Genomic DNA, 16,493 nt, shown 5'->3' on the forward strand with positions numbered 1-16,493 from the left:
GCAGATAATATTCTTGCGCGCAACTTTGCAATAGTATGATCGGCTATTCTTGAAATTTTATGTCTGCGGCGTTGCAGCGACGCCTAGACCTCGGGCACCGAGGCCGCATAGAATGCAAGCAGGGCCCGTCCAGACGCCAACGGCTGCAGGTCCTCGCGCACCAGCCCGCGCCGGATCAACGGCGTCAGCCCTTCCTCAACCGTGACCGCCAGCCCCTGCGGTGGCAGCTTCAGGACCGCCCCCGCCGCCTGCAACCGCCCGATCAGCGCCTCCACCCGCGTCGTCAACTCCTCCCGGCTGGCCACGCCCTCGCCCAGCGCCTTCGCCACCAGCGGCACCGGCAGGACCGGCACCACCGCCGCAATCGCCGCCATCAACCGCTCACCCAGCGCCTCGACCGTCCCGCCCGCCGCCAGATGAGCCCGCAGACTGAGAGGGGCGCCAAACCCTGCCGCCGCCGTCCCAAAACCCTTCGTCCGGCCTCGGAACCGCGCCCACAGGAACCGCGCGGCATGCCAGGCCACACGAACCGGTCGATTACGAAACCGTCGCGTCCCCGCCGCCGCCGCCTCGACCAGCACCCGGTCCTCCAGTACCCGGTCATAGGCCAGCCCCACCGGCACGAAGACCACGTCGCGCTCGTCCGGCTCCCAGCCCTCGACGATATAGCTCAAGAGCCCCAGCTTCGCCGGTCCGACCCGCCCATCCAGGCTCAACCCGCCCTCGGGGAAGATCGCCTGAGTCGTTCCCTCCTCGGTCGCCAGCTGCACATAGCGCGCTAGCACCTTCCGGTAGAGCGCGTTTCGCTCGCCGCGCCGGATGAAATAGGCCCCCATCGACCGGATCAGCGCCGACAGCGGCCAGATTCGCGCCCATTCACCCACCGCATAACTGATCGCAGACCGGTCCGACACCAGCCAGGTCACAAGCACATAATCCACGTTTGATCGGTGGTTCATCACGAAGATCACCGTGGCCCTCGGGTCCAGATGCCCCAGTTCCTTGTCCACCTTCCCGACCCGCACCCGATAGAGAAGCCGCGACAGCCACTTCGCCGCACGTGTCCCAAAGCCGAAATAGACCGTAGCCGAAAAGCCCGGCACGATCTCGCGGGCATAGCGTCGGGCCTCCTCGAAGGCGACCTCCCCCGGCACCCCGGTCTCGGCCGCATGCGCCATGGCCGCCTCGACCACCTTCTGGTCATAGGCCAGCCGCGCCACCATGTCGGATCGCTGCGCCAGCTTGAACAGGTCGATCTTCCGGTCCAGCCGGGCGTTCAGCCGCGACAGGGCGCGCTCGGCCCGGCGCCGGAAGAACCAGCGGACGGAGGGGAACAGGAAATGCGTGGCAAAGCTGATCGCCGCAAAGCCGAGGATCAGGACAAGCAACCAGACCGGAACCGCCACCGTGCCGAACATGGTCCCACCCTGCCCCAATCCGCAAACCTCGTCGATGACTTCGTCACTCCCCGGCTGACCCCAGCGATGAGAAGCCGAAGGCGAATGAGGAGCATCGCCGCAGCGCAGCGATTGACATTGGCATGATCTTTCCCGTATCCCATCCGTGACGCAATAAAATTACCCGCTCGATTCACGAGGCCACGATGACCGAAAAGCCCTGGCTCTTCCGCACCTACGCCGGTCACTCCACCGCCGCAGCCTCGAACGCGCTCTACCGGACGAACCTTGCCAAGGGTCAGACCGGCCTCTCCGTGGCCTTCGACCTGCCCACGCAAACCGGCTACGACAGCGACGACCCCCGCTCGCGCGGCGAGGTCGGCAAGGTCGGCGTGCCTATCGCCCACCTTGGCGACATGCGCGCCCTCTTCGCGGACATCCCGCTCGACCAGATGAACACCTCGATGACGATCAACGCCACCGCCCCCTGGCTTCTCGCCCTCTATATCGCCGTGGCCGAGGAACAGGGCGCCGACATCGGGGCCCTTCAGGGCACCGTCCAGAACGACATCATCAAGGAATACCTCTCGCGCGGCACCTACATCCTGCCGCCGCAACCCTCCTTGCGTCTCATCACCGACGTTGCCGCCTACACCGGGAAACACCTGCCGAAGTGGAACCCGATGAACGTCTGCAGCTACCACCTGCAAGAGGCCGGGGCCACGCCAGAGCAGGAGTTGGCCTTCGCCCTCGCAACTGCCTGCGCGGTCCTTGATGATCTAAAAGTGAAAGTTTCACCCGAGGATTTCCCCGCAATGGCGGGCAGAATGTCGTTTTTTGTAAATGCCGGCATCCGCTTCGTGACCGAGCTCTGCAAGATGCGCGCGTTCACCGCGCTGTGGGACGAACTCCTTGAATCCCGCTACGGCATCACCGATCCGAAGTTCCGTCGCTTCCGCTATGGCGTGCAGGTCAACTCGCTTGGCCTCACCGAACAGCAGCCGGAAAACAACGTCTACCGCATCCTTCTGGAAATGCTGGCCGTCACCCTGTCGAAAAACGCCCGCGCCCGCGCCGTGCAACTCCCCGCCTGGAACGAGGCGCTCGGCCTGCCCCGTCCCTTCGACCAGCAGTGGTCGCTGCGGATGCAGCAGATCCTCGCCTTTGAAACCGACCTTCTGGAATACGACGACCTTTTCGACGGCAACCCCGCCATCGACCGCAAGGTCGAAACCCTCAAGCAAGGCGCGCTGGAAGAGCTCGCCCATATCGACGCGATGGGGGGCGCCGTTGCCGCCATCGCCTACATGAAGGGCCGCCTGGTTGAGGCCAACGCCGAACGCCTGGCAAAGATCGAATCCGGCGCGACCACTGTCGTCGGCGTCAACAGGTTCACCACCACAGAACCCTCCCCCCTCGCCACCGGCGAAGGCGCGATCATGACCGCCGACCCAAAGGCCGAGGCCGACCAATGCGCCCGCCTCGCCCAATGGCGCGCACAGCGCGACCCGGGCAAAGTCCAGGAAGCCCTCGCGGCGCTGCGGAAAGCCGCCCAGTCCGGCGAAAACATCATGCCAGCCTCCATCCTGTGCGCCAAGGCAGGCGTCACCACCGGCGAATGGGGCGGGGCGATGCGCCAACTCTACGGCGAATACCGCGCGCCCACCGGCGTCTCCCAGCACCCCTCGAACCGCACCGAAGGCCTGGAACCCGTCCGCGACGCCGTGGCCCAAGTCGCCACCAAACTCGGCCGCCCGCTTCGCCTCCTCCTCGGCAAGCCCGGCCTCGACGGCCACTCGAACGGCGCGGAACAGATCGCCGCCCGCGCCCGCGACTGCGGGATCGAGATCACCTACGACGGCATCCGCCTCACCCCGCAGGAGATCGTCACCGCCGCCGTCGAGAAACAGCCCGATGTCATCGGCCTCTCCATCCTCTCAGGCAGCCACCTGCCCTTGATCCGCGAAACCCTGGACCTCATGCAAAAGCAGGGCCTCACCCAACCCCTTGTGGTCGGCGGCATCATCCCCGACGACGACGCGACAACGCTCAAGGCGATGGGCGTGGCGCAGGTCTACACGCCGAAGGACTTCCAGCTGAACCGGATCATGCTCGACCTCGTGGCACTCGCCGATCCCGCCCCGGTCGCTGCCGAATAGCGAAACGCGCCAAATCCCCGGTCTCTCGCAAAGAAGTCCTCGCCGTGGCAGACCGCACTTGACGCAGGTCAAGGCGGTAAGCCTCTTCCTGCCCGACGCTTGGCCATCCTCCCGACGCCAAGGGCTTCCAATGTTCGACCGTATCCGCTCCCTGATCCACCGCCTGCACGAGGTCACCGAGGCCGACACCCTTTCCGACCGCGACCTCCACGACCTCGGCATCAGCCGCGACCAGCTCCTCGATTTCCTCCGCATGCCGCAGGACATCACTGAACGGGTGACCGCGATGGCCGCCATCTTCGGCGTGCCCTTGGCCGACCTCAAGCGCAACTATCCGCAATGGATCGACCTTCTGACCACCTGCGGCCATTGCGCCGACCGCGGCGCCTGCCGCAAGGTCCTCGACAAGGGTTCGGCGGCGCGGCCGGATGAGGCAGGCTTCTGCGGCAACCGCGCCGTCTTTGCCGACTTGTCACACCAGATGGTCTGAGACCATTCAGCCCTCTGGCGCGGGGTCTGCCTTGCGCCAGACCGAGGCGCCGTTTTCATACAGCTTCACCAGCCCCACATCCGCCCGGGCCTGCCGCCCGATGTCCTGCACCAGCTCGCGGTGCGTGCTGCCCCGCAGGAACATGCAGCGCCGCGGCAGGGCATGCGCCTCAAGGTCCGGATTGATCTGCCGGTAGAACTGCTTTTCCGGGTCGAGCCCCGGCTTCATCCGCCGTGCCGCCTCGCGCAGGAAATCCCCCTCGAACACGCCCGGAGAGGTGGAGAACGCGTTGACCAGGGTATCCTCGACGATACGGCGCCCCTTCTTCACCACCCGGCGTGAGGTCTGGTGGTACAGCCCCCGTGTGTGCTTGTTCACGCACATGAAGGTCACCGCGCCCACGTCCGGCTCGAACAGGGGCTCGATCCGCTCGGGGCCGAATGGTTCCAGCGCGATCCAGTCGTCCTCCAGATGCAGCACCCGAGGCGCCGTTGTCGCCGCCCAGACCCGCATCACGGCCGAAGCGAAATCCGGCGTCTCGGGCCGGAAGATCAGCGCATCCGGGAAATGGCTGCGGATCATCGCCTCGCAGCGGTCGCCCTCGGCCTCGTCGCCCATGAAACGGTCGATGTTCGCAATCAGCCGGCGGATGTTGAAGTTCGGAAAGACATCCCGCGTGAACGACTCCAGCGTTCGCGCCAGCAGCGCCTCGCGGTGACCTGCGATCAGCGTAATGTCGTAGTCCAAGCCTCTATGCCCTCCCGCCGCATCCCCATCCGGATAGCGCAGGTCGGACGGGCGGACAAACCGGATTTTGCACCCTTGCCGGTCAGACCGCTGCACCGCATTAATGGTCAGATCCAGGGACGCTTGACCTTGCCACCCGACCAGACCGGACACCACCGGAAAGCCGCGCAAGCACAAGGCCTTAGCCGCAGACACGACAGGGAATCGGAAAATGACCTTCCACATCGGCGCCAAGCCCGGCGACATCGCCGAAACCGTGCTTTTGCCCGGCGACCCCTATCGCGCCCGCTGGGCCGCGCAGACCTTCCTCTCCGACGCAGTGCTGGTGAACGAGGTGCGCGGCATGCTCGGCTATACCGGAACCTGGAACGGCCACCGCGTCACCATCCATGGTTCGGGCATGGGGATGCCGTCCCTGTCGATCTACGCCAACGAGCTGATCCGCGACTATGGCGCCAAGACCCTGATCCGCATCGGGTCCGCCGGTGCGCTGCCGACCCACGTCAAGGTCCGCGACGTGATCCTGGCCCAGACCGCCTCGACTGTCGGCTCGCCCTCCCGCACCATCTTCAAGGAACTGAACTTCGCCCCCTGCGCCGATTTCACCCTCCTCCAGAAGGCCCACGCCGCCGCCACGGCCAAGGGCACCCCGGTCCATGTCGGCGGCATCTACTCGTCCGACACCTTCTACGACGAACGCCCCGACCTGTCGGAGCAGCTCCTCCGCCACGGCTGCCTTGGGGTCGAGATGGAAGCGGCCGAACTCTACATGGTCGCCGCCCGCCACGGCGCCCGCGCGCTTGCCGTCCTCACCGTCTCCGACCACATCACGACCGGAGAGGCGCTCCCCGCCGACCAGCGCGAACGCAGCTTCGGGGCGATGGTGGAAATCGCGCTGCACGCCGCCTTCGACTAAGCCCTTGCACAAGGTCGCTGCGTCCCCATCTTGGGACAGAATAAACGGGTCCGGTGTCATGCTCTCACGTCGCCTCGTGCTTTCCCTGCCACTGGCCTTTGTGGCCGCAGGCTCTGCCTATACCCTGATGCAACCGGCTCAGGCGGGGCAGACACTTGACGCAGAAACCGCCTTCCAGCGCGCCCAGGCGGGCAATCTCCTTCTCATAGACATCCGTCAGCCCGACGAATGGGCCGATACCGGCAGCCCGGAAGGCGCGCAGCGGCTGGACCTACGCAGCCCCGACTTCCTCGATCGGCTTTCGGAACTGGCCGAAGGCGACACCGACCGCCCTATCGCACTGATCTGCGCCACAGGCGGCCGGTCAGCGCGGACGGCCCGGGCCCTCACCGCTGCCGGGTTCACCAATGTCCTCGACGTGTCTGAAGGCATGCTCGGCTCTTCTGCCGGTCCCGGCTGGCTTGCCCGCGGCCTGCCCACCGTCACCAACTGACCGCTTCCGGCTTGCATCCGCTCTCGCGGACAGGTCATCTTCCCGGACCTGACCGGAGTCCGCCATGCCCCACCTCGCCCCCCGCCCCTGGGTCCCCGCCGCGTGTGAGACCTACATCCAGCGCCTCGCCACCGATGCCGCCAAACCCTCCGCCCAGGTCGCCGCCCGCCTTGACGCCCTCATCGCGAAGAACCGCGAGATCCACGATCAGGACTGCTTCAACCTCAACCCCGCGACCAACGTGATGAACCCCCGCGCCGAGGCGGCGCTGGCCTCCGGCCTCGGCTCGCGCCCCTCGCTCGGCTACCCCGGCGACAAGTACGAAATGGGGCTGGAGGCGATCGAGGAAATCGAGGTCCTCGCCGCCGAGCTTGCCGCCGAGGTCTTCCACGCCAAGTATGCCGAAATCCGCGTGGCCTCGGGCGCTTTGGCCAACCTTTACGGCTTCATGGCCCTCGCAAAACCCGGCGACAGCATCATCGCGCCCCCCGGCACCATCGGCGGCCACGTCACTCACCACGCCGCCGGCTGTGCGGGCCTCTATGGGCTGACGACCCACGCGGCCCCCATCGACGCGGACGGCTATACCCTTGATCTGAAAGGCCTCGAAGACCTCGCCCACGCCGTCCGCCCGAAGATCATCACCGTCGGCGGCAGCCTGAACCTCTTCCCGCATCCGGTGGCCGAGGTCCGCAAGATCGCCGACCAAGTGGGCGCCAAGGTCCTGTTCGACGCCGCCCACCAATGCGGCATCATCGCCGGGGGTACTTGGGCGAACCCCCTGACCGAAGGCGCGCATCTGATGACGATGTCGACCTACAAAAGCCTCGGCGGCCCCGCCGGTGGCCTTATCGTCACCAACGACGCCGCCATCGCCGAACGCCTCGACGCCATCGCCTTCCCCGGCCTCACCGCCAACTTCGACGCCGCGAAATCGGCTGCCCTCGCCTACACCCTCCTCGACTGGCGCGACCATGGGCACGCCTACGCCAACGCGATGGCCGACCTCGCCAAGGCCCTCGCCCACGAACTCACCACCCTCGGCCTCCCCGTCTTCGCCGCCGACCGTGGCGCCACCACCTCGCACCAGTTCGCCATCGAAGCCGCCGCTTTCGGCGGGGGCCAGGCTGTCTCGAAGACACTCCGCAAGGCAGGTTTCCTAGCCTGCGGCATCGGCCTCCCCCTCCCCGAGGTCCCCGGCGACATGAACGGCCTGAGGATCGGAACGCCCGAGCTTGTCCGCCGCGGCGTCACCCCCGCCGACGCCCCGGCCCTCGCCGCCCTGATCGCCGAGGGCCTCCGTTCGAACGCCCCCGAATCCGTCGCGCCGCGCACCAAGGCCCTGCGCGCCCGCTTCCAGGGCCTCCACTTCATCAACGCTTGACCATCCCCGCCCCGTCCCGTCTTCTGCCGCCAAACGGCAGGAGACGGCGATGAAACAGCGGCAGCTTGGACGGACTGGCCCCAAAGTCTCGGCTCTCGGCCTCGGCTGCCTCTCCTTCGGCGGCATGTTCGGCCCCACCACGGAAGCCGAAAGCCTCCGCACCCTCGACGCTGCCTGGGACGCAGGGATCACCTTCCTCGACACCGCCAACCGCTACGGCGAGGGCGTCAGCGAGACCTTCATCGGCAAATGGCTGAAGCAGTCAGGCAAACGCCCGCACATCGCCACCAAGGCCGCCTTCTCCGACGACCCCGCCCGCCGCATCGACAACCGGCCGGAACACCTGCGCGCCGAACTCGAACGCTCGCTCAAGCGTCTTGGCACCGACCACGTCACCCTCTTTTACGCCCACCGCCACGACCCCTTAGTCCCGGCGGAAGATCTCGCAGGCACCATGCAACGCCTTGTCGAAGAAGGCAAAATCCTTGGCTATGGCCTGTCCGAAATCGGCCCCTACACGCTGGAACGCTGCCACGCCGTCCACCCGGTCATGGCAGTCCAGAACGAATACTCCCTCTGGACCCGCACTCCGGAACTCGGCCTCATCCAGCGCTGCGCCCAGCTTGGCGTCGCCTTCGTCCCCTTCTCCCCCCTCGCCCGCGGAGCCTTCGGCACGCCCATGACCGACCCCGCGACCTTCCAGCCGAAGGAATTCCGCACCCGCATCCCGCGCTTCCACCCGGAGAACTGGCCGAACAACCGCGCCAAGCTCGACGCCTTCCACGCCTTCGCACAGGGCCGAGGCTTCACCCCAGCCGCCCTTGCCCTCGCCTGGCTCCTCGACCGGGGCGTGCACATCCTGCCGATCCCTGGCACCCGCACGGCCGAGCACCTCCGAGCTTGGGCCATGGCTCCCGAAATCGACCTCGACGACCACGACCGGAACGAGATCGACCGCCTCCTCCCCATCGGCTGGGCCTGGGGCGACCGCTACGACGACCTTCAGGCACAGACGGTCGAACGCTACTCCTAACCGTGGGTCCGGTCATACGGGTTCGGCCCCGACGGTGCCCACCCGACCGGAGGCGCCTTCGGCTTGAACACCTGCACCAGCAGGGGATGACACGCGGCGACATCGGACGAATGCTCGCTGGAACAATCCCCGCCCGGACAGGCCGACAGCACCCCCAGAAGGTCGATCTCGGCCATGAACTCCAGGTAGTCCCCGGGCCGCACGGGCGAGGCCTTCATGAAATACTGCCCGGTGTCGCGGGTGAACCCGGTGCACATGAAGACGTTCAGCACGTCATGCACATGCAACTCCGCCGCCTTCGCGGGCAGGCCCCAGTGATCCGCAACCGCACGGGTCAGGTTGGAATGGCAGCAGTGGTGATACTGCTCGCCCCCCGACAACAGCGCATGAGTATAGGGATCGCAGCGCGTACCGATCACGTCATGCACCGACCCGCCAAAGACATCGAACCCGTACCAGTCCAGCGTGTCCTCGGTGATCGTTGCCATCGGCCGCAGATAGGGCAAACAGGACCACATCCGGTCCCCCGTCGACAAATGCGTCCCGTGCAGCGCCCGCGTCTTGCCCGAAAAGAACCGCTCGCCCAGGTTCTCCAGGGCAAACAGGTTCAGGTCACCCACCTGAGGCCCCTCGACACTGACGATCCGGAAAAACCACCCCGCCGGAACCTCGAAACTGCGGGCCTCACGCGGCGGGACCAGCACCTCGGACACCAGCGTCCACCCCTCCCGCGCCGCGCGGTAGGCGGCAAGGTCAGGCCGAGGCAGCCCCTCCACCGGATAGCAAATCACGGGGACCACAGCCTTGCGGGCTGCAGCATCGGCGGGGGCGGGGTGTTCGGGATGATCGGGCTTCATGGCCGCAAGTCTTCCCGGAACCGCCACCCCCCGCAAGCGCCGATTTCTTGAAAGAAAACGGACCGAAGCCTTCAAGGGCTCCGTCGAGCGGTTATCGAAAACGCCGTGCCCAGCCCTACCGTTTCTGCCGCAGACAATCCTTCGGCTCCGCCCCCCGCGCCTCGGCCCCGCAGACCGCGCAGCGCCAGAAGTCCGGCGCCACGCTGCGATCCAGTCGCCAGCGGCACTCCCGCGTCAAGGTCGTGGTCCGCCACTGGTGCCAAAGAAACAGGTAGACCGCGCCCGCCAGAATCAGCAGTGGCAGCGGCACGGGCGGCCCTTAAACCACCCGTTCCACCATCATCTTCTTGATTTCGGCAATCGCCTTGGCCGGGTTCAACCCCTTGGGGCAGGTCTTCGCGCAGTTCATGATCGTGTGGCAGCGGTACAGCTTGAACGGATCTTCCAGCTGATCCAGCCGCTCGCCCGTGGCTTCATCGCGCGAGTCGATGATCCAGCGATAGGCATGCAGCAGCGCCGCAGGCCCCAGATACCGGTCCGAGTTCCACCAGTACGACGGGCAAGAGGTCGAACACGACGCACACATCACGCATTCATACAGCCCGTCCAACTTCTTCCGGTCCTCGATCGACTGCCGCCACTCCTTGGCCGGGCGGTTCGTCTTCGTCTCGAGCCACGGCATGATCGACGCATGCTGGGCGTAGAAATGTGTCAGGTCCGGGATCAGGTCCTTGATGACCGCCATATGCGGCAGGGGGTAGATCTTCACGTCGCCCTTGATCTCATCGAGGCCATAGATGCAGGCCAGCGTGTTGATCCCGTCGATGTTCATCGCGCAGGACCCGCAGATGCCCTCGCGGCAGGACCGCCGGAAGGTCAGGGTCGGGTCGATCTCGGTCTTGATCTTGATCAGCGCGTCCAGGACCATCGGACCGCAGGTATCCATGTCGACGAAATAGGTGTCGACCCGCGGGTTCTCGCCGTCATCGGGGTTCCAGCGGTAGATCTGGAACTTGCGCACGTTCCGGCCCTCGGGCTTGGGCCAGGTCTTGCCAGTGCGGATCTTGGAATTCTTCGGCAGGGTGAACTGGACCATGGGTCAACCTTTCCTGGTCTTGGTCTTCGACTGGGTGGGGGTCGCGGGCTTTGTCAGCTCGTACAACGTCTCGCCGCGCATCAGGGAATAGGTGGAAACGTCCGGTTCGACCGAGACGAACTCGTGCAGCTCGAACCCGGCCGCGCGCATGTGATCTTTCACGTCGCGCCCGAAATAGCGGCTGTGGTCCTTCTGGCCGAAATGCAGCATCCGGTCCCGCGCCGTGGTGATGGCGGGGTTGACGTAAGTCGTCTCCCAGGCCTCGATCACCGGGGTCGTCACCACCAGCCGCCCGCCAGGCGTCAGCACCCGGAAACATTCGGCAAGCGCCTTGTGGTGATCGACATGTTCCAGGATCTGATGCGCGATGATCAGGTCGAAACTCGCGTTGTCCAGCTCCAGCGCCTCGATGTTCAGCTTGCGGTCGACCTTCGTCCGCATGAAATCGGCGGTGACATAGGTCCCCGCCATCTCCCGCAGGATCGGCTCGAACACGGGTTCCGGCGCGAAATGCAGGACCGACATGTCCTTGCCGATCCCGCCCCGCCGGTCGATCCACAGCTTGAACAGCCGATGCCTCTCCCGTGATCGGCACAAGGGACACAGCCCGTCCAGACGCGGAGGTTCCCCCACCGGAGCAAACTCGCCGACATAGCCGCAGACCGGGCAGGTCCGGGTGAACCCCGTCACCATCATCGCCTCGAACTCGCGCACGCGCCGCCGCCGGATGCGCTCCAGCGCGCCCTTGGCGAACCGCACCTGCCGCGGATCCGGCGTGGGGATCACATCCTTCGCCATCAGCGCCAATCCGGCCGCGCGTACAAGGGTCGGCTCGGCGGCTCGCCCGCCTTGTTCATCACACAGGTCTCGTAGACCGCCGACGGGTCCTTGCCCAGAAGGAAGTCCGAACTCACGTTCAACTCCAGCCCCGCCGCTGTTCGCCCGCCCGAACCAACCCCGACCGAGACCTCGCCCCGGGGCTGCTTGGCCAGCCGCGCGCGCTCAAAGCACTGCCGCTCGGCCTCGGCCAGCGACATCGGCCCGCAGGCGGACAGAACCAGCGGCAGCAGCAGAAGACCCGCCCCGATCACCCGTTTCATCATGCGCTCCTTGCCTCTGCCGCTTCGGGCCGGATCGTCCCCAGGGGCACCAGCTGGCGCTTGCCCATCGGACCCCGACCCGGGGTAAAATCTTCCAGCACCTGCAACCCGTTCGACCGCACGCGCGAAGCGCGCAGATGAACCTGCCGCACCCGCTGCCCCTCCAGCGCATATTTCAGGAACCGCTCAGAATGGAGCCGCTTGCCCCGCGCGCAGTATTCCCCCATCCGGTCCGCCCGCTTGCCATAGGCGGCAATCCCCTCCGCCCCCTTGGCCAGCGCAAACCGGTCGTTCAGCCCGAACCACTGCGACCAGTCCGGGACCAGCACGAAGGACCGATGCGCCCGCGCGAGGAAGTCCAGAGGCTCGGCCATGCTGTCGTGATACAGCAGGTCCGGCCGGGCAAAGACCACGATATCCGGCTCGAACGCTTCCGCCAGCAGCGTCGCCCGCTTCAGCGAATGCAGCTGATGCACCAGATTGCGGAACGAGGCGAAGTCGTCACGCCAGATGTCGCCCTTCGCCTGCATCGCGGCCATCGGATACAGGTCCAGACACGCGCCCGGAGCCTCAAGCTCCACCCCGTCCAGCGCCAGCAGCCGGTATTCCTCGGGGTCAAGCTGCCCCTCTTCCCCGGACCGCGCGTTCTGGATCGCCGTCTGGGCGAAGAAATGCCCGAACAGCCGCACCTCCCGCGCGATGGCACGGGCCGGGTCGATCACGTTTTCAAGGATCGCAGGCAAGGTCAGCCGCAGCGCGCGCGTGATGCCGAAGAAGACGACCGCGACCTTCAGGTCTGGCCTGATGCGCCCCTTCACACCCCCCCGCTCTGTCCCAGCCGCCGCCATGTCGGGTGTCAGCCACCGACCAGAGGCGGAACGCCATTCGCCGCAAAGCAGCTTTGCGCCGCAGGCCGCAAGGCGATCTCGCGGATCGTGGCCTTGGTCGCCGTCCCCGCTTCCACCCCCACATCCCGCGCCAGAAGCCGCAGCTCGTTCTCGCTGGCCGCGTCCAGAATGCACTTGGTCGCCTTCCGGGCGGGTTCAGCCGGCATGTCGATGTTCACCACCGGAAACACCACCGTATGCGCCGTGCGCTTCAGCGTGTCATTGACCAGTTCGGCCGGATCGCAGGCGGCAAGCAGCAGAATGCACAAAGAGATCTGCCCTGACCTCTGAAGCTGTTTCTTGACAATGCACTTCTTCATGCCATCCCTCCCTGCGATTGCACGACCTCGCCGCGACCCGCGACCTTGAACGCGTAGGTCCAAATCTCTTCGGAAACATGCGCGTGGTGACGCATGGTAAAGCTATTGTGGATCGACTCATGTCCATAGCGCCCGATCCGCAGCCAGCTTGCATCCCTTGGCAGGCACACTGGCGTGATCCCACGCTCGAACGCCCAGCGCGCCAACCTGACATCTACGAACTTGCGGCTGTCGCGCATGAACTCATAGGTCGGGGCATCTGCCCCGCGTATGATCGCCGAGTTCGTGGCGATCTGGTCAACCACCGTCGCTTGATCCAAGGCGCGGTCACAGGCCCAAACTTTGCGATAGTTTGCGATCCTCTGGCGCGAAAAGGAAAAGTATCGGATCGGGTGTTTCAGGGTCGGCTTCAGGTAAAGCGACCCATGATACCCGGCCAGCCAGCGACCGGGGCCAAGTGCGTTGAACCGGTCGACAGTGCGCGAGACGAAGTCAGCACGAGGGTAGATGTCGTCGTCGACATACATCACCAGATCTTCTGCGGCAGGTTGGACGTAGAATTTGCCCACATCCATCGTGTTCTCTTCCGGAATGACCGGCACCACCCGGTCAATGCTGGCCAGTTCTGCAGGGATCACATCATACTCGTTCAGGACCACATTCAACCTGTCGACCTGCGAAGCAAGCGCTCGTACGACGTCCAGCATGCCGTCACGACGCGGCGGATAGGTGGCCAAATTCGCGACGATCACGGTTTGCCCTCGGACAGCGTGTCGCATGGGCGCGCAAACAGCTTGAAACTGGCAAAGGACGTTGTGCGCGGGTCGCTTCCCGGTCGCATCGGATAGGGTTGTTCGAACGCCTCGACCAAAGCGAAAGCGGGCGCATGCGCCGCTATCCAATTCGAATAGGATCGGTGCCGGACATGGGTCGCTCTGCTGGGAGTATCTGTATCCGAACTGTAGACCAGCACGAACCGCCTCGAAGCAGAGAACAGAGTCTCCATATAGCGCTCGAAGATTGCATCCTCGACCAGATGATAGATCACGTCCAAAGACATGGACATGTCGGCTTGCGCTGGATTGACTTGATACTCTGCGTCGGTCAAAAACTGCCAGTTCTCTCGTCCAGCAAAACGCTTCCGACAGGCGGTGACGACTGCCGGGCTGATATCTACCCCGGTGTAGTTTTCAATCGTCAGAAGCGAACACTGATTGCCATCACCGCTGCCAAATTCGATGACGCTTTGCACTTCATGCGTCTTCACCAGATCATTTATGAAGCCGGCTTTGTATTCGGCCAATCTGCCGTAGGACCCTGCTCCAGAATTCCCCCCAGCTTCATATCGATCACGCCAGTAAGCATCCGAGTGGAACTCGCTAACTTCCTTCTTGCGTCGAAAAAGCGAGCGCAGCGTGACTGCCATCAGAACTTCCTTTCCGCCGGGGCGATCTTCGCCAGAGCGATCCCGCCTTGCGCCTCGGTGGTCAGAGGGTCGGTATGCACCGCCCGGTAGTCAAGCGTGACCTTGTCGCCATCCACCCAGGCCAGCGAATGTTTGCGCCAGTTGACGTCATCGCGCTGCGGGTAATCCTCATGCGCATGCGCCCCCCGGCTTTCGGTCCGGGCATGGGCCCCGTAGATCGTCGCCAAGGCGTTCGGCATCAGGTTGGTCAACTCCAGCGTCTCCATCAGGTCGCTGTTCCAGACGAGACTCCGGTCGGTGACATGCAGGTCATTCATCTTGCCCGCGATCACCGTCATCTTCTTCTCGCCCGCCGCCAGGGTTTCCTCGGCACGGAACACCGCCGCATCGGCCTGCATCGTGCGCTGCATCTCCAGCCGCAGTTCCGCCGTCGGAACCGCGCCCTTGGCGTTCCGCAGGTCGTCGAACCGACCCAAGGCCTTGTCGACCTCGGCCTTGTTGGTGGCAGGCACGGACGCCCCTCGATCCACCACCTGCCCCGCCCGGATCGCCGCAGCGCGACCGAACACGACGAGGTCAATCAGCGAGTTCGACCCCAGCCGGTTCGCCCCATGCACAGAAGCACACCCAGCTTCACCAACCGCCATCAGGCCCGGGAAGACTGCATCCGGGTTGTCCTTCGTCGGGTTCAGAACCTCGCCCCAATAGTTCGTCGGGATGCCGCCCATGTTGTAGTGCACCGTCGGCAGCACCGGGATCGGCTCCTTGTGCAGGTCCACGCCTGCGAAAATCCGCGCGCTTTCCGTGATCCCCGGCAACCGCAACTCCAGCGACTCGCGGGGCAGATGCGACAGGTTCAGGTGGATGTGGTCGGCATTCGCCCCCACGCCCCGGCCTTCCCGGATCTCGATCGTCATGCAGCGGCTGACATAGTCGCGTGGCGCCAGGTCCTTGTAGTGCGGCGCATACCGCTCCATGAACCGCTCGCCCGCGCTGTTCGTCAGATACCCGCCCTCACCCCGCGCGCCCTCGGTGATAAGACAGCCCGAGCCATAGATCCCCGTCGGGTGAAACTGCACGAACTCCATGTCCTGCAGCGGAAGACCCGCCCGCGCCACCATGCCCCCGCCGTCCCCGGTGCAGGTATGCGCCGAGGTCGCGCTGAAGTAAGCCCGCCCGTAACCGCCCGTCGCCAAAACCACCATCTTCGCGTTGAAGACATGGATCGTGCCGTCGTCCAGTTTCCAGGCGACAACGCCCGTGCAGGCCCCGTCGGTGATGATCAGGTCCAGCGCGAAATATTCGATGTAGAACTCCGCGTTGTTCTTCAGCGACTGCCCATACAGGGTATGCAGGATCGCATGCCCCGTCCGGTCCGCCGCCGCACAGGTCCGCTGCACCGGCGGGCCATTCCCGAACTCGGTTGTGTGCCCGCCAAAGGGCCGCTGGTAGATCTTGCCCTCTTCGGTGCGCGAAAACGGCACCCCGTAATGCTCCAGCTCGTAGACCGCTTTCGGGGCCTCCCGCGCGAGGTATTCCATCGCGTCGGTGTCGCCCAGCCAGTCCGACCCCTTCACGGTGTCGTACATGTGCCACTGCCAGTGGTCAGGCCCCATGTTCCCAAGGCTGGCCGCAATCCCCCCCTGCGCCGCCACCGTGTGCGACCGCGTCGGGAACACCTTCGTCACGCAGGCCGTCCGCAGCCCCTGCTCGGCCATGCCCAAGGTCGCGCGCAAGCCAGCCCCGCCAGCCCCCACCACGACCACGTCATACTCATGCGTCTCATACGGATAGGCAGTCATCATCAGGTCCTTCACAGCGCCATGCGGGCCAGGGCGAACAGCCCCGTCGCGGCAATCACCCAGGAAAGCGAGATCGCGAAGATGATCAGCATCTTCCGCGTCGTGCCCCGGGCGTAGTCCTCGATCATCGTCGTCGCGCCCATCGCGAAATGGCGCATCCCGACCACCAGCACCAGCGCCGTCAGGATCGCCGGGAACGGGTGCGAGAAGGTCTCCAGCACCGCCTCGCGGCTCTGGCCCAGCGCCCGGCCGAACACGTACAGCCAGACCGGCACCAGGAAAGCCAATCCGACGGCCGAGACCGTCATCGACCAGTGATGCTCCGTCCCGGCATGGGCGGCACCCCGACCCTCGGCGCGCTTGCGGGGAGTGATATAGCGCATGGC

The 16,493-nt window shown here is 65.4% G+C and carries 19 protein-coding genes; 6 read left to right on the forward strand and 13 right to left on the reverse strand.

All coding sequences use genetic code 11. From position 1 onward, the window contains the following. Positions 1–83: 83 nt before the first annotated feature. Positions 84–1,418 (reverse strand): 1-acyl-sn-glycerol-3-phosphate acyltransferase, encoded by a 1,335-nt coding sequence (locus E8M84_RS11110; protein ID WP_137111265.1) that lies wholly within the window; start codon positions 1,416–1,418, stop codon positions 84–86. A 170-nt stretch (positions 1,419–1,588) separates the two neighbouring features. Here E8M84_RS11110 and E8M84_RS11115 point away from each other — a divergent pair, with 170 nt between their 5' ends. Both E8M84_RS11115 and E8M84_RS11120 read left to right on the forward strand, forming a co-directional pair. Beyond that, on the forward strand, positions 1,589–3,556 hold the full coding sequence (locus E8M84_RS11115; protein ID WP_276607123.1) for a methylmalonyl-CoA mutase family protein: 1,968 nt from the start codon (positions 1,589–1,591) through the stop codon (positions 3,554–3,556). Between the two features lie 130 nt (positions 3,557–3,686). Beyond that, positions 3,687–4,046, forward strand: a complete 360-nt coding sequence (locus tag E8M84_RS11120) for a DUF6455 family protein (protein WP_137111267.1) — start codon at positions 3,687–3,689, stop codon at positions 4,044–4,046. A 6-nt stretch (positions 4,047–4,052) separates the two neighbouring features. Here the strand turns inward: E8M84_RS11120 and E8M84_RS11125 are convergent, their stop codons facing one another. Beyond that, positions 4,053–4,793: a hypothetical protein gene (locus E8M84_RS11125; RefSeq protein WP_137111268.1), complete on the reverse strand. Its 741-nt coding sequence runs from the start codon at positions 4,791–4,793 to the stop codon at positions 4,053–4,055. Positions 4,794–5,004: 211 nt separating this feature from the next. Between E8M84_RS11125 and deoD the strand changes: the two genes are divergently transcribed. From deoD to E8M84_RS11145, 4 genes are all read left to right on the forward strand, one after another. Beyond that, positions 5,005–5,709, forward strand: coding sequence for a purine-nucleoside phosphorylase (deoD, locus tag E8M84_RS11130; RefSeq protein ID WP_137111269.1), 705 nt, complete (start codon positions 5,005–5,007; stop codon positions 5,707–5,709). 58 nt (positions 5,710–5,767) lie between these two features. Then, on the forward strand, positions 5,768–6,202 hold the full coding sequence (locus tag E8M84_RS11135; protein ID WP_240790357.1) for a rhodanese-like domain-containing protein: 435 nt from the start codon (positions 5,768–5,770) through the stop codon (positions 6,200–6,202). A gap of 64 nt (positions 6,203–6,266) precedes the next feature. Further along, the gene (gene glyA / locus E8M84_RS11140; RefSeq protein ID WP_137111270.1) at positions 6,267–7,586 is read left to right on the forward strand and encodes a serine hydroxymethyltransferase; all 1,320 of its coding nucleotides are present in this window, start codon (positions 6,267–6,269) and stop codon (positions 7,584–7,586) included. Positions 7,587–7,635: 49 nt separating this feature from the next. Further along, positions 7,636–8,619 carry an aldo/keto reductase gene (locus E8M84_RS11145; protein WP_137111271.1) on the forward strand — a complete coding sequence of 328 codons (984 nt, stop codon included), beginning with the start codon at positions 7,636–7,638 and terminating at the stop codon, positions 8,617–8,619. Here the strand turns inward: E8M84_RS11145 and E8M84_RS11150 are convergent. From E8M84_RS11150 to sdhD, 11 genes are all read right to left on the reverse strand, one after another. Beyond that, positions 8,616–9,476, reverse strand: coding sequence for a DUF1989 domain-containing protein (locus E8M84_RS11150; RefSeq protein ID WP_137111272.1), 861 nt, complete (start codon positions 9,474–9,476; stop codon positions 8,616–8,618). The two genes, E8M84_RS11145 and E8M84_RS11150, sit on opposite strands and share 4 nt — an antisense overlap. Before the next feature lie 115 nt (positions 9,477–9,591). Continuing rightward, the gene (locus E8M84_RS11155; protein ID WP_137111273.1) at positions 9,592–9,786 is read right to left on the reverse strand and encodes a hypothetical protein; all 195 of its coding nucleotides are present in this window, start codon (positions 9,784–9,786) and stop codon (positions 9,592–9,594) included. A gap of 9 nt (positions 9,787–9,795) precedes the next feature. Next, on the reverse strand, positions 9,796–10,572 hold the full coding sequence (locus tag E8M84_RS11160; RefSeq protein ID WP_137111274.1) for a succinate dehydrogenase iron-sulfur subunit: 777 nt from the start codon (positions 10,570–10,572) through the stop codon (positions 9,796–9,798). A gap of 3 nt (positions 10,573–10,575) precedes the next feature. After that, positions 10,576–11,370, reverse strand: a complete 795-nt coding sequence (locus tag E8M84_RS11165) for a methyltransferase domain-containing protein (protein WP_137111275.1) — start codon at positions 11,368–11,370, stop codon at positions 10,576–10,578. Then, positions 11,370–11,672, reverse strand: coding sequence for a hypothetical protein (locus tag E8M84_RS11170; RefSeq protein ID WP_137111276.1), 303 nt, complete (start codon positions 11,670–11,672; stop codon positions 11,370–11,372). The genes E8M84_RS11165 and E8M84_RS11170 overlap by 1 nt, the downstream gene beginning before the upstream one ends. After that, a complete protein-coding gene (locus tag E8M84_RS11175) occupies positions 11,672–12,520 on the reverse strand; it encodes a hypothetical protein (RefSeq protein WP_137111277.1) in 849 nt (282 codons plus the stop codon). The genes E8M84_RS11170 and E8M84_RS11175 overlap by 1 nt, the downstream gene beginning before the upstream one ends. Before the next feature lie 8 nt (positions 12,521–12,528). Then, positions 12,529–12,879: a hypothetical protein gene (locus tag E8M84_RS11180; protein WP_137111278.1), complete on the reverse strand. Its 351-nt coding sequence runs from the start codon at positions 12,877–12,879 to the stop codon at positions 12,529–12,531. Then, positions 12,876–13,631 carry a hypothetical protein gene (locus E8M84_RS11185; RefSeq protein ID WP_137111279.1) on the reverse strand — a complete coding sequence of 252 codons (756 nt, stop codon included), beginning with the start codon at positions 13,629–13,631 and terminating at the stop codon, positions 12,876–12,878. The genes E8M84_RS11180 and E8M84_RS11185 overlap by 4 nt, the downstream gene beginning before the upstream one ends. Beyond that, the gene (locus E8M84_RS11190) at positions 13,628–14,305 is read right to left on the reverse strand and encodes a class I SAM-dependent methyltransferase (RefSeq protein WP_137111280.1); all 678 of its coding nucleotides are present in this window, start codon (positions 14,303–14,305) and stop codon (positions 13,628–13,630) included. The genes E8M84_RS11185 and E8M84_RS11190 overlap by 4 nt, the downstream gene beginning before the upstream one ends. Then, positions 14,305–16,107: a succinate dehydrogenase flavoprotein subunit gene (gene sdhA, locus E8M84_RS11195; protein WP_137111281.1), complete on the reverse strand. Its 1,803-nt coding sequence runs from the start codon at positions 16,105–16,107 to the stop codon at positions 14,305–14,307. Before sdhA ends, E8M84_RS11190 begins: the two co-directional genes overlap by 1 nt. Positions 16,108–16,118: 11 nt before the next feature. Next, the gene (gene sdhD, locus E8M84_RS11200) at positions 16,119–16,490 is read right to left on the reverse strand and encodes a succinate dehydrogenase, hydrophobic membrane anchor protein (protein ID WP_137111282.1); all 372 of its coding nucleotides are present in this window, start codon (positions 16,488–16,490) and stop codon (positions 16,119–16,121) included. Positions 16,491–16,493 lie beyond the last annotated feature (3 nt).

The sequence above is a fragment of the Rhodobacter sp. SY28-1 genome, from assembly GCF_005222785.1.
Classification (GTDB): domain Bacteria; phylum Pseudomonadota; class Alphaproteobacteria; order Rhodobacterales; family Rhodobacteraceae; genus Tabrizicola.